Source organism: Nitrospirae bacterium CG2_30_53_67, assembly GCA_001873285.1.
Classification (GTDB): domain Bacteria; phylum CG2-30-53-67; class CG2-30-53-67; order CG2-30-53-67; family CG2-30-53-67; genus CG2-30-53-67.
This window is the reverse complement of record MNYV01000017.1, coordinates 17,894-30,715: the sequence shown is the minus strand read 5'-3', so window position 1 is coordinate 30,715 and position 12,822 is coordinate 17,894. Positions and strand designations below refer to the sequence as shown.

Annotated in this window: 9 protein-coding genes and 4 tRNA genes; 6 read left to right on the top strand and 7 right to left on the bottom strand. The window is 54.4% G+C overall.

Annotation, left to right across the window (positions count from 1 at the left end; translation table 11 throughout):
- Window positions 1-3: 3 nt before the first annotated feature.
- From AUK29_00860 to AUK29_00850, 3 genes are all read right to left on the bottom strand, one after another.
- Window positions 4-2,571, bottom strand: a complete 2,568-nt coding sequence (locus AUK29_00860) for a hypothetical protein (protein OIP66408.1) — start codon at window positions 2,569-2,571, stop codon at window positions 4-6.
- An 868-nt stretch (window positions 2,572-3,439) separates the two neighbouring features.
- A complete protein-coding gene (locus tag AUK29_00855; protein OIP66407.1) occupies window positions 3,440-4,996 on the bottom strand; it encodes an MFS transporter in 1,557 nt (518 codons plus the stop codon).
- A gap of 88 nt (window positions 4,997-5,084) precedes the next feature.
- On the bottom strand, window positions 5,085-5,306 hold the full coding sequence (locus AUK29_00850) for a hypothetical protein (protein ID OIP66406.1): 222 nt from the start codon (window positions 5,304-5,306) through the stop codon (window positions 5,085-5,087).
- Window positions 5,307-5,420: 114 nt separating this feature from the next.
- Here AUK29_00850 and AUK29_00845 point away from each other — a divergent pair, with 114 nt between their 5' ends.
- From AUK29_00845 to AUK29_00830, 4 genes are all read left to right on the top strand, one after another.
- On the top strand, window positions 5,421-6,275 hold the full coding sequence (locus AUK29_00845; protein OIP66405.1) for an EamA family transporter: 855 nt from the start codon (window positions 5,421-5,423) through the stop codon (window positions 6,273-6,275).
- Between the two features lie 182 nt (window positions 6,276-6,457).
- Window positions 6,458-7,600 carry a class V aminotransferase gene (locus AUK29_00840; protein ID OIP66404.1) on the top strand — a complete coding sequence of 381 codons (1,143 nt, stop codon included), beginning with the start codon at window positions 6,458-6,460 and terminating at the stop codon, window positions 7,598-7,600.
- A 19-nt stretch (window positions 7,601-7,619) separates the two neighbouring features.
- Complete coding sequence (locus AUK29_00835; protein OIP66403.1) at window positions 7,620-9,191, top strand: phosphoglycerate dehydrogenase; 1,572 nt, start codon at window positions 7,620-7,622, stop codon at window positions 9,189-9,191.
- Between the two features lie 27 nt (window positions 9,192-9,218).
- A complete protein-coding gene (locus tag AUK29_00830) occupies window positions 9,219-10,508 on the top strand; it encodes an adenylosuccinate synthase (GenBank protein ID OIP66402.1) in 1,290 nt (429 codons plus the stop codon).
- 188 nt (window positions 10,509-10,696) lie between these two features.
- Here the strand turns inward: AUK29_00830 and AUK29_00825 are convergent.
- The 4 genes from AUK29_00825 to AUK29_00810 form a co-directional block, all read right to left on the bottom strand.
- Window positions 10,697-10,773, bottom strand: a tRNA-Asp gene (locus tag AUK29_00825).
- A gap of 281 nt (window positions 10,774-11,054) precedes the next feature.
- Window positions 11,055-11,130: transfer RNA gene (locus AUK29_00820), tRNA-Val, on the bottom strand.
- 119 nt (window positions 11,131-11,249) lie between these two features.
- Window positions 11,250-11,327: transfer RNA gene (locus AUK29_00815), tRNA-Glu, on the bottom strand.
- A 92-nt stretch (window positions 11,328-11,419) separates the two neighbouring features.
- Window positions 11,420-11,495 (bottom strand) — tRNA-Lys (locus AUK29_00810).
- 264 nt (window positions 11,496-11,759) lie between these two features.
- Between AUK29_00810 and AUK29_00805 the strand changes: the two genes are divergently transcribed.
- Together AUK29_00805 and AUK29_00800 are read left to right on the top strand one after the other, a co-directional pair.
- Window positions 11,760-12,074, top strand: coding sequence for a hypothetical protein (locus tag AUK29_00805; protein OIP66401.1), 315 nt, complete (start codon window positions 11,760-11,762; stop codon window positions 12,072-12,074).
- 52 nt (window positions 12,075-12,126) lie between these two features.
- A complete protein-coding gene (locus AUK29_00800) occupies window positions 12,127-12,798 on the top strand; it encodes a haloacid dehalogenase (protein ID OIP66400.1) in 672 nt (223 codons plus the stop codon).
- Window positions 12,799-12,822: the final 24 nt, after the last annotated feature.

Here is a 12,822-nt window from a genome sequence, read left to right as displayed (position 1 = left end):
TCTTTAATGGGCCGTCTCAACCTTTGTTTCCTGAAATGGGATGGCGCGATATCGGTTTGTATAGAGACCCGTTCGAGTGATCCGGACGTCCTGAAGGTTTGATGCCGGCTGATTTAACAGCGTCTGCAGCACTTCATCAATACGGGCGCCCCCCTGGTCTCCGGTTTGAACGATGAGTCTTACGATCACTTGTTCTTCGTCCATGGAATGGATCTCCATTTCCTCGATCATCGGCCGGATATCCAGGGTTTTGATCCGGTCCTTCTGATCCCTGGTGATCAGGATCTCATGCCGGCCCATAAGCTCCTGCACTGCAAGAGACGGATCTTCCCGGAAGGCGGAGCGGGGAAGATCCAGGAGATACTCCCCGAAGCGGATCACCGAAGAGATGGCCGGGGCCTGTGCCGGAATCCAGTTGACTCCAGTGACCCGGATCCCATCGGGGAGGACCTGGTTTAATCCGGCCGCGAGGGTCTCCTCGAATACGGATCCGATCACGTTGACGTCCAGGTATTCGGCCATGGCCGATACCCCCACGGGGAGAGCCGGCCCCATGGCCATCTTCGGATGCGGGTGAAATCCATGGGAGTACTCCAGGGGGATTCCGGCGCGGGCGAATGACCGCACCATGGTGTTGATCAGTTCCAGGTGAGAGAGAAATTTAAGGCGCCCCCCCTTGGAGTATCGGATCCGGAACCGTTTCACGACCGGTAGGTTCGGCCGGGGAGAGCAAACCTTGATTCCGGTCTCTTCTCCGGAGCGGGCAAGCGCAAAACCCGGTTCCTGTCCGCAGGCGCCGCAGAGCGTGCAGGCCCCGTAACGGCAGTCGGGTGTGATCTCCCCTTTAAGGGATTGCCTATATTCCTCGGCCAGAAAGGTCTTGGTCACGCCGCTTTCAATATGATCCCATGGAAGGATCTCGGCCAGGTCCCTCTCCCTGTAGAGATAGAAGTCGGGGGTGATCCCTGTGTTCTGAAAAGAGAGGTCCCATTTTGCAAGGTCGCATTCATCGGTCCAGCCGTCGAAACGGCAGCCCAGCCGCCAGGCCTCGCAGAGAACAAGGCCGAGCCTGCGGTCTCCGCGTGAAAAGATCCCTTCAAGCCTGCTGATCCCCGGTTCATGCCATTTCAAAGAGAGCTTCTTGTGCTTGAAGCCCCTCTTTAGAAATTGGTATTTATCCGCGATCTCTTCCGGCCGGTTCTGCCGGGACCATTGGAAAGGGGTATGGGCCTTGGGGACGAAGGGAGAGACGCTGACATGGATCTGCTTGAACCTCGGATTGGCTTGCTTCGCAATCTTCAATGCCTTGAACGTGAGATCCGTGATTCCCTTGACGTCTTCCTCGGTTTCAGAGGGGAGCCCGATCATGAAGTAGAGCTTGAGGATCTCCCATCCGGCGGAAAACACCTTCTGCACCGTGGTGAGCAGGTCTTCCTCGGTCACCCCTTTGTTGATGACATCCCTGAGCCGCTGCGTTCCTGCTTCAGGCGCAATCGTGAATCCGGTCTTGCGGATCTTTTGAATTTCTGCGATGATCTCTGAAGAGAGGGTCCCCGGCCGCAGGGACGGAAGAGCGACGCTCACATGCCTCTTCTCGGAAAACCTAACCGCTTCCTTGACGAGTCTTGGCAGCTCGGTATAATCGCCGCTGGAGAGTGAGGTCAGGGATATTTCCTCGTATCCTGTGCTCAGAACGGAATCTTTCAGATAACCGATGATGGTCTTCACGTCTCTTTCCCGGACGGGCCTGTAAATCATGCCTGCCTGACAAAAACGGCACCCTCGTGTACAGCCCCGGGAAATCTCCAGGGCCACACGGTCATGGACGATCTTCATATAGGGAAGGAGAGGGGAGCGCGGGTAGGGCGCCCTGTTTAAGTCCTTGACCATCCGTTTTCGGATCCGCTCCGGCCCCGGCCGGGTCCTTCGGATTTCCCGGATTGGCCCGTCAGGGGCATACAGGATCTCAAAGTCGGAAGGGACGTAGACACCCTCCAGTTCGGCCAAATGACCGAGGAGGGTCTCGCGATTCAAGGACCGGTATTTTTTGAAAAGGTCCACGATCTCCCCGATCACCTCCTCGCCGTCCCCGATCACGAAGAGATCGAAGAAGCCGGCAAGAGGTTCTGGGTTGAAGGCGCAGGGTCCCCCGCCGATGATCAGGGGAAAGGATCCATCCCGCTCAGCCGAGAACAGAGGGATCCCCGCAAGATCGAGCATATTCAGGATGTTGGTATAGCTCATTTCGTACTGCAACGTGAATCCGAGGATATCAAAATCCCGGAGGGGAATACCGGACTCCAGAGAGCAGAGAGGCCTCTTTTCTGAACGCAGGAGTTGTTCCATGTCCTTCCATGGGGCAAAGACGCGTTCAGCCGCCGTATCTTTTCGGTTATTCAGGATTTCGTAGAGGATCTTGAGCCCGGTATGAGACATCCCGATCTCATAGGCGTCAGGAAAGGCCAAGACCACCTTGATATCCACTCGTTGGTGGTCCTTTTTAACGGCATTGATCTCCGAGCCGATATAACGGGACGGCCTGGACACACGGGCAAGGTCTTTTTCTGTCATATGGAATATCGCCTTATTCTTAAGGTTCTTCTCCCATTTAGTGGGTAAAAAGGGTTCGAGGATTCAAGAACCATAGGGTTATAGGAGTCAAGGGGCCAAGGGTTCAAGTGAACCCCGTTAGAGAGACGAGCTCTCTAACAGGGTGAAATACTTAAACGCAGGCAAAATCTCCAGAAAAAAACACTCTAACCCTTGACCCCAAGATACCTTGGTGTAATAGCCGTCGCAGACGGCAAAGATGATAGAGAAAAGCGGGGCACGCGAAGCGTAACCCTTGAACCCTCGGCCCCTTATGTTTTTAGCACTTCACTTGACCCCTGGAATCCTTGACCCCTTGGCCCCTTTTGTTTTCACTCACTCTTTTGGTGAAGACCCTTTCTTAAAAGATGAATAATAAAATTAACATTTTAATAAAAATTGTTCAATATGTTTTTCCGGGGCTGTTTTTCCGGGGCGGGTGTGCGACAAATTTATGGGCAAATATTTCTCTAAGAGCGTCATTCCCCGACTCGATCGGGGAATCCACCCTTCGACAGGCTCAGGGTGACAATTGTCATGGTGAGCTTGTCGAACCATGGATTGTCCGGTCGGAGGACAGGCATTTTTGTCGCAGACCCTTCCGGGGCTCCGGGGCGGATTTACTCGTAATTGCATTTAGGTAAACCCCCGACTCTGCCGGGGGACTCCCGGAGTTTGGCCATTCCGGGAGTATGCAGTTAACCGAAATGCTTTACCCCTCTCCCACAAGGGGCGAGGGAACTGCCATATGGTTTCCACTCCCTTGATGGGAGGGGATTAAGGGGAGGGTGTTCTTAACCGTTTGCGAATAAGCCCATTTGAGGGGCCGGCAAACGTCAAGCCTCCGAGGTCACTGACTTTTTTTGCCGGGTCCCGTGTCGGCATTGGAGGGGCCGTCCAGGGCGAACAAGAGGAGTCCGGTGAGAAGGTAAGCGGCGAAGAATTTGTAATGGGCCGTGGTCTGGATCTGCCAGGGGAGAAAGATCTCGCCGCTTGCAAAGGGGGAGTGGATGATTCCGAAAAGCGAGAAAACCCCAGCCGTCAAGAGAAATGCCGCGGCGATCTTGAGCTTTCTATCAATAATAAAGGCGGTGATGGAGCCCCAGAGGAGCGATGAGAGGATGAAACCGTTTCCCATCATCATGATGGTCTGAAACGTGACGGCCACCTCACCGGTCAGATCCGAGGCTTCCTTCCCGAGGTTGGTGATATGGCTTCCGATCTCGATAAAGAGAAGATTGGCGATCACCGGGATGAAGGCCATGGCCACGGCCTTGGCATGACGGGCCGGACTGGACTCAAAGGCCTGGGCCGTGATCTCGAGCCCGATAAAGACCAGGATCGGGGCCACGGCCGCTTCCGGGAGGAGATTAACGAAAAAGGAGAGGTATCCGAGGATACCGCCTAGGCCGATAAAGACCGCGGTCGCCAGGGTGTATGCGGACCTCCCTCCCATATCCTTGTAGGCCGGATGGCCGATATAGGGGGTGCTCTGAAGGATTCCGCCGCAGAGGCCCGCAAGGATGGTCCCGATCCCGTCGGTCAGGATGATCGTCCTGCTGTCGTACTCATCCCCGGCCGCGGCCGCGGATTCGGTGACATCAATCCCTCCCACCACAATCGCAAGCGCAAAAGGCGCGGCAATGGGGAGATATTTCAGGGCCTCAGTCATTCCTTCCATGAAGCCGAGTGTGGGCAGAGGAAACCCCACGCTTAGATGGAGTCTCGGCAGATGCTCTTCCGGAATCACCGAGATACCGGTCAGGTGAAGGAGATAATAGATCACCGTTCCGATCAGGACGGCGGCCAGGGCGCCCGGCATCCTGAAGGGGAACTTGATCTTTCCGATCAGGGTCATCAGGATGATCCCCAGAGAGACAAAACCGACAATAGGATTGGAAAAAATCTTGAGTGAAGGGAAGAAGGCGATCAGCATCATGGCCACGGCGGCAATGGAACCGAGGAGCCCGGCCCGCGGCACGAGCCTTCGTATCGCAGGACCGGTCCAGGCCCCGATGATCTTGATGATCCCCATGAGGATGATGACCGCCGTGGTGATGTGCCAGACCAGGATCGGGTCCTTGAACTTGAGGTAGGCCGGGCCGATGATGCCGAAGGCCAGCCCGAACGTGGAGGGCGTATCGAGTCCCAGCGGCATGGCCGTCACATCGTCTCGGCCCGTCTGTTGCGCCAGGCGAAAGGCAAGAAAGGTATAGATCAGGTCCCCGAACAGCACGCCGATCGCCGTGCCCGGAAGCATCCGGTAAAGAACGATCTCCTTGGGGAAGCCGAAGACCCCGATCAGGATCCCGGCCATGATCACCAGATCGGACATGTTGTCCAGCATCAGCCCGAAAAAGGCGTTGATGTCCCCGATCCGGGCCCAGCGGTATCTGAACTCTGCCATGTGGTCCCCTTTCCCCGACGAAGAATGGCGTCAAAACAACGGCCGTGATCACCGAAGACGTTATGGTTAAAACTTTTATATCAAGGCATTAGAAAAACTTCAAGGAAAAACAGACAGAGGGGTGTTTGGGGTAACATACCCATTCGATGCCCAGCTTCTGACCGATCAGGGACATGAGCGACTCGATGCAGTTGCTGGTCTTCAGGCTTCTGCAGATCTCCTGAAACAGCCCCAGCTTGTGTAACGTCCAAGTCTCCTCAAGAGAGGAAATATGGGGTTCTGGAAGAATGGCCGGAGGGGGACTGTGCATTTTTCCTTGATGGTTTATCCAAATCTTATGTTATGATTTCAACTTCATTAACGGTCTTAAAATTGTTATGAGACCCTTAATATATCATGAATCTTTAAAATCTTATGGTGGGTCATGGGCATTATCTTCATGCTTTTTGCTTCCGTCTGCTTTGCGACCATGTCCGCGCTGATCAAGGCGGTGGGTCCGGGGATCTCTCCGATGGAATTGGTCTTCCTGCGTTGTTTAATCTCCATCCCTCTCCTGTTTCTGTTTGTCCGATTGCGTAAAAAACCTCTTTGGGTCAGGGCGGGGCACGTCATGTTCTTCCGAACCCTTTTCGGGATGGCGGCCATGACCGGATCTTTTTATGCCCTGACCCACATGCCGCTTGCCGAGTGCATGTTCATCGGGAGTTCGCATCCGCTGATCCTTTCACTCCTCGCTCCGTTTGTCATCGGAGAGAGGACCCCGAGATCGGCATGGATCGCCATTTTTGCCGGTCTGACCGGTGTAGCCGTGATCATGAAGCCGGCCATGGCCTGGCCCACAGCCGCCTGGGTGGCCCTCGGGGCATCAGCGGCTTCGGCCATGGCCCATCTTTTGGTCCGGCGTCTCAATGCCACGGACTCGCCTCTGGTTATCGTGTTCAACTTTACTTTGCTGACGGCCGTTTTGACTTCGTTCCCGGTCCTTCCAACATTCGTGATGCCTGACCTCCGGCAGTGGTTCTTTCTCTCCGGGGCGGCGCTCTTTGCCAGTCTGGGCCAGCTCCTGATGACCCTGGCGTACCAGAGGGACCGCGCGCCGGCCGTGGCCTCGGCCGGCTATTTAACGGTCATTGTATCCGTGATCTATGGCTATGTTTTTTGGGGGGAGGTTCCGCACCCCCTCGCCTGGGCCGGCGGGGGATTGATTATTGCAGGCGGCTTATGGCTGATTAAGGACCGGCTGCAGACCACGGAGCCGGCGGCCTCCGTGACGATCTGAAAAGTGATTTGAAAAGGCCCTATTCAGGGGTAGCGTCTGGGGGGTCTGCGACAAATTTGTCGCGCACCCGCGTCTGGGTTTTGTCTTGACAATAAAAAACCCCTATGTTAACAATTTAACTTCTGTCATATCGCCGGAAAAAGACGGTTAAATTTAATAAGAAAGGTTAAGAAAGGGAGGTCATGAAAAAGAAATATCTGCTTGCCCCAGGACCTACACCGGTCCCGCCGGAGGTTCTTTCGGTCATGTCGGAGCCGGTGATTCACCACCGGTCTCCGGAATTCGCTGCTATTTTAAAGGAGGTACTGGAAGGGCTGAAGTGGTTATTCCAGACTAAGAATACGGTGTTGATTCTGAGTTCATCAGGGACCGGCGGCATGGAGGCCGCGGTCACCAATTTCCTCTCCCCTGGGGATCGTGCCGTCTGCGTCCGCGGCGGGAAGTTCGGGGAGCGCTGGGCCGAGATCTGCCACGCCTACGGAGTGACCCCGGTCAACATCGACGTCCCCTGGGGCGAGGCCGTGAAACCTGATGCCGTTCGAGAGGCCCTTGAAAAAGACCCGTCCATCAAGGCGGTTTACGTTCAGGCGAGTGAGACTTGTACGGCCGTGGCCCATCCGGTCAAGGAGATCGCGGAGATTGTCCGCAAGCGGGAGCATACCATCCTGGTCGTGGATGCCATTACGGCGCTCGGGGTGGTGGACCTTCCTGTGGATGAATGGGGGATCGACATCTGTATCACCGGCTCTCAGAAGGCGCTCATGCTCCCTCCCGGTGCGGCATTCCTCAGTGTCAGCGACAAGGCCTGGCGTTTCAACGAGTCCGCCAAATGCCCCCGTTTCTATTTCAACCTCAGGAAGGAAAAGGCCAAGGCCGAGACCGGGCAGACCAACTTCACCAGCCCGGTTTCAATGATCATCGGTCTGAGAAAGGTTTTGGAGATGATGAAGCAGGAGGGGCTGAAGCAGATCTTCGCCCGGCATGAGAAGCTTGCTCACGCCACGCGTGAGGCCTTTCGGGCCTTGGGGCTTCGTCTCCTGGCCGTGGACTCTCCGAGCAATTCCGTAACCGGCGTCTATCTGCCGGACGGTATCGATGGCGGGGCCTTCAACAAAAAATTGCGGGATCATTATGGTGTAACCATTGCCGGAGGGCAGGACAAGCTCAAGGGGAAGGTCATCCGGGTCGCCCATCTCGGCTATGCGGACGTGCTGGACGTGATCAATGCCGTGGCTTCCGTAGAGAGAGGACTCAAGGAATTCGGGTATTCCTTTGAACTCGGTGCGGGCTTACGCGCAGCAGAGAAGGTCCTTTTTGAAGTATAAGAGAATGTGAGGATTAAACATGAAGATTCTGATCAGCGACAACCTGGCCCCTGAAGGGATAACCATCTTCAAGGAGGCGGGCATGGAGGTCGACGCCAGAACATCGACGCCGGCGGAGGAACTTGCCGGGATGATCGGGGAATACGATGGTCTGGTGATTCGAAGCGCCACCAAGGTGACCGAAGGACTCCTTAAACATGCAGCCCGGCTGAAGGTTGTGGGACGCGCCGGAACGGGTCTCGATAATGTGGATATCGCCGCCGCCAGCCGCAAGGGGATTGTGGTCATGAACACGCCCGGAGGGAACACCATCACCACGGCGGAGCATACCCTGGCTATGATCATGTCCATGTGCCGCAATATCCCTGAGGCCACGGCGAGCCTGAAGATCGGCAAGTGGGAAAAGAAAAAATTTACAGGCATTGAACTCTATGGGAAGACCCTCGGGGTCATCGGTCTGGGCAATATCGGGAAGAACCTGGCCCAGCGTGCCAGATCTCTCGGTATGAACGTCATCGGATACGATCCTTACATGACCGAGGAGATGGCCCGTTCCCTGGGCGTGAGTCTGGTCTCGCTTGATGAGATCTACGCGCAGTCCGATATCATTACGGTCCATACTCCGCTCTCGCCCGAAACACGATACCTGATCAACTCTGAGACGATATCCAGGATGAAGAATGGTGTCCGCCTGGTGAACTGTGCCCGCGGCGGGATCATCAAGGAGGCGGATCTCCTTGAGGCTCTGAAAAGCGGTAAAGTAGCCGGGGCCGCTTTGGATGTATTTGAGAACGAACCCCCCTTGGGCAATCCTTTGCTGCAGCTTGAAAATGTGGTGGTCACCCCTCATCTCGGGGCATCCACCAGTGAGGCACAGGTGAACGTGGCTGTCATGGTGGCCAAACAGATGGTGGAATACCTCAAGACCGGTGTGGCAAGGAATGCCCGGAACATGGCCGCCGTTTCCGCGGATGAGTTCCAAAAGATCCAGCCGTATATCTCACTGGGGGAAAAGCTCGGATCCTTCCTCGGCCAGGTAGCCGACGGAAGGGCCGACGAGGTGATCATGGAGTTTTTCGGAGATGCCTCGGCATTGAATACTGATCCTGTTTCCAATGGAATTCTCAAAGGGTTCCTCTCGAACTTTACGGATGTCAACTACGTGAGCGCCCCCTTTCTGGCCAAAGACCTGGGTATCAGGATATCTGAAATCAAGTCGAGCGAAAGGCCGAATTTTCAGAACAAGATTATGGTCACCATTCGTGGGAAATACGGCCGGAACTCTATTTCCGGGACCTTGTTCAACAACAAAGACCCCAGGATCGTCATGGTGGACGGGATGCCCCTTGAGGCCATACCGGAAGGGGAGATGCTCATTTTCCGGAATCATGATAAACCGGGTGTGATCGGCAGCGTGGGAATAGCCCTGGCCGATGCCGGGATCAACATCGCCCGTATGCAATTCGGACGGGAGGAGCCGGGAGGCAAGGCCATTTCTATCGTGAATGTCGACAGTCCTGTGGATAAGAATCTCTTGAAAAAACTGTCCGGTCTTCCCAATGTAGTGGATGTCCGGGTGGCCCGTTTGTAATCCATCCATTCTTGAAAGGAGCGCTTTGTGGCGACGGTAGTGGCGGTCGGTTCCCAGTGGGGTGACGAAGGTAAAGGAAAAATTGTGGACATCCTGACGGAGAAAGCCCAGATGGTGGCCCGGTACCAGGGAGGCCACAATGCCGGCCACACCGTGGTCATCGGCGATCAGGAATATATTCTTCACCTGATCCCGTCCGGCATTCTTCATCCCGACAAGAAGTGCGTGATCGGCAACGGAGTCGTGATTGATCCCGCCGCCTTGATGCAGGAAGTGGAGGGTCTGGAGCAGAAGGGGATCCGTCTGGATGGCCGTTTTTATATCAGTAAAAATGCCCACCTGATCATGCCGTATCATCTTGCGCTGGAAAAATGGAGTGAACTCGCAAAAGGCGACAGGAAGATCGGCACAACCGGCCGAGGGATCGGTCCGGCCTATTCGGACAAGATGGCGAGAACCGGTTTCCGAGTCTCGGACTTGCTTGATCCCGACCTGTTTCGGAAGAAGCTGAAATCCAACCTGAGCTATTACAATCCCCTGATCAAGGCGCTCTATCAAGGCGATGAAATCAACGCGGAACCGATTCTCAGGGATTACAGCCGCTATGCAGAAAGGATCCGATCATGGGCATCGGACGTCTCCCTTTTAATTCATGAGAGTATGAACAAAGGCGAGCATATCCTTTGCGAGGGGGCGCAGGGGACGCTTCTGGACGTAGACCACGGGACGTATCCCTTTGTGACCTCATCCAATCCCACAGCCGGAGGGGCCTGCACCGGTCTCGGTTTCGGACCTGCCAGGGTGGACCATGTCATCGGCGTGGTCAAGGCCTACACCACACGCGTGGGGAGCGGGCCTTTCCCGACTGAGGTCAAAGGGGATCTGGAAGAAAGGTTCCGAAGCATCGGCAAGGAATTCGGCGCCTCCACCGGGCGTCCCAGGCGCTGCGGGTGGTTTGATGCCTTGGTGGTTCAGTATTCGGTCCGCATCAATGCTCTGGCAAGTTGCGCGCTCACCAAGCTCGATGTCCTGGATGGATTCGATCCCATACCGATCTGCACGGGGTATCGTTATAAAGGGTCAGCTATAAAGGAATTTCCTGTAGAAATCGCTGTCCTTGAGGCCTGCGAACCGGTCTACGAAGAAATCCCGGGCTGGAAGTGCAGCACCGTGGGAGTCCAGGCCTTTCAGAAACTTCCTGAAAAGGCCCGGAATTATATCAAAAGGCTGGAAGATCTGATCAGAGTTCCTTTCTCAATTATTTCTACCGGGCAGAAGCGGGAAGAGACGATTCTCATCGGCAATCCTTTTCAATAGTTTTTAAAAATAAAATAGACCAGCACCCAGGGGCCTTTGTGCCGGGTAGAGGGGACCCTGTTGGTGTTGTGTCTTTGGAGACGTTGGATGATATCCTGCGTGTGGCCGATATAGTATCGTCCTGTAGCTTCGCTCTCAAGGATGTAGAGGTAGAATGGCATGTCCTTCAGGAGAGAGAGCAGAATATCTGGCGGGGCGGACGGGGGTCGAACCCGTGACCTTCGGCGTGACAGGCCGACGTTCTAACCAACTGAACTACCGCCCCCCCAGCTATCCTGCTCGGGGTTGATGGGACTAAGTGGTCCTATTCGTAAATACGGTCGCATTCGAGTGCCGTAGGGCGGCCTCCTCGGCGTTCCGCTCCTTGCGACGTACCGCAGGGGGTACGCCTCAGTCGCGCGCCTTGATGATGCCGCCCTACGGCACTCTCGGTACGTTACCATATTTACGAACAGGACCACTAAGCGACCTTCCCGGTCACAACCGGGACGTTCTAACCAACTGAATATGCAGGTTTGAAATTTGAAATTTCAAATTCTTATTACTTGGTAGGCGGAACAGGGATTGAACCTGTGACCCCCGGCTTGTAAGGCCGATGCTCTCCCAGCTGAGCTACCCGCCCGTTCTTTCTGATCGAACATGTTGCTCAGTGGCCCGTGACCCTCCCGGTCGTAACCGGGATGCTCTCCCATCTGAGCTATCTGCCCTCTCTTCTAAGTTTTGAAATTTGAATTTTTTGTTTGGCGTCCCCAGGGGGATTTGAACCCCCGTCGTCGCCGTGAAAGGGCGGTGTCCTGGGCCAGGCTAGACGATGGGGACGGCATATATGATCTTATCATTTTCTTCTCAGAGGGCAAAAAATTCTCAGGTTATGCCCCTGTCCGTGAATGTTTTGCCCCCCCCTTTTTCTTTGGTGAGCCGTGTTGGATTCGAACCAACGGCACCCGCCTTAAAAGGGCGGTGCTCTACCAGCTGAGCTAACGGCCCAAGTATGAATATCCTCCGGGAGCGGTTAAAATTGCATGATGCGTTCTGCAAACACAAAAAGGAATTTTCTTCCGACCGGAAGCCTTTAAGATCTTTCTAAAGAAAAAATAACTATATAAAATCATTCTTTCCTTGTCAATAAAAAATAAAACATAAAAAATAAAAGAAGTTGAAAACCAGCTTGCCATTTGATGGATTTTTTGTTATGAATGATCATATTCAAGGTATTTTGTTTGCAATCATTATGAAGGAGGGATTTCTACCATGAAAATACGTCCTTTGAACGATTGGGTGCTCATCAAGCCCGAACCTTCCGAGAATCGTTCTTCCGGTGGGATCTTGATTCCGGATTCTGCAAAGGAGAAGCCGACGCGGGGAATCGTTGTGGCAGCAGGGAGAGGATGTTACGAAGAGGAGAGGGACAAGAAGGGAAACCTGACCGGAGAGAAGAAATTCATTAAAATCGAGGTGAAGCCTGACGATAAGATCCTTTTCAGAAGATTCGGCGTGGATGAGGTTAAGGTGAAGGGGGAGGAGTTTGTGATGGTCCGGGAGCGTGATATTTTGGGGACTCTGTAGATTCCTATCCCCTTCGAAAGGACGCCTGCTCCATGAGAAAGGGAATGAATTCATGCATCTGCCGTGGGATGAGATCGATACCGTGCTCCTGGATATGGACGGGACTCTGCTCGACCGGTACTTTGATGATTATTTCTGGGAGGTCTTCGTTCCGAGGGAGTATGCCGAGTCCAACGGCATTTCCACGGAAAGGGCCGCGAAGGAGTTGACGGCGCGATACAAAAAAGAGGAAGGGACGCTGAACTGGACCGATCTTGATTTCTGGTCCGAGGAACTGGGTCTCGACATCCCTTTTCTCAAGACACAGGTTGAACACTTAATCCAGGTGCACCCTTATGTAGAACGGTTTCTGTGTTTTCTAAGGGATGCAGGAAAGGAAATCTGCCTGGTGACGAATGCGCATGGGAAGACCCTGGATCTGAAGATGAAGAAGACCCTTCTCGGGCCTTTTTTCCATGAGATTATCTCCGCTCATGATTTCGGCGTTCCAAAGGAGGATACTATGTTTTGGAAGGCCTTGGTGTCCCATCTCGGTTTTGATAAGGACCGTGCGCTTCTGGCCGAAGACAGCGAAGCCAATCTCCGTTCTGCGAGGCAGGCCGGTATCCGTCACCTTGTTTTTGTCGCTCGCCCAAGCACACAGGCGCCCATTCGCGGGTCTTCGGAATTCCCTTCTATTATCTATTTTCTGGAACTTCTTCCCGGTCAAGGCGTATCTCGTTAGAAGCCTCTCCTATTTTTTCTTTTT

Coding starts and splice junctions, on each gene's coding strand:
- AUK29_00860 (OIP66408.1), bottom strand. CDS start 2,571: ATGACAGAAAAAGACCTTGCCCGTGTGTCCAGGCCGTCCCGTTATATC.
- AUK29_00855 (OIP66407.1), bottom strand. CDS start 4,996: ATGGCAGAGTTCAGATACCGCTGGGCCCGGATCGGGGACATCAACGCC.
- AUK29_00850 (OIP66406.1), bottom strand. CDS start 5,306: ATGCACAGTCCCCCTCCGGCCATTCTTCCAGAACCCCATATTTCCTCT.
- AUK29_00845 (OIP66405.1), top strand. CDS start 5,421: ATGGGCATTATCTTCATGCTTTTTGCTTCCGTCTGCTTTGCGACCATG.
- AUK29_00840 (OIP66404.1), top strand. CDS start 6,458: ATGAAAAAGAAATATCTGCTTGCCCCAGGACCTACACCGGTCCCGCCG.
- AUK29_00835 (OIP66403.1), top strand. CDS start 7,620: ATGAAGATTCTGATCAGCGACAACCTGGCCCCTGAAGGGATAACCATC.
- AUK29_00805 (OIP66401.1), top strand. CDS start 11,760: ATGAAAATACGTCCTTTGAACGATTGGGTGCTCATCAAGCCCGAACCT.
- AUK29_00800 (OIP66400.1), top strand. CDS start 12,127: ATGCATCTGCCGTGGGATGAGATCGATACCGTGCTCCTGGATATGGAC.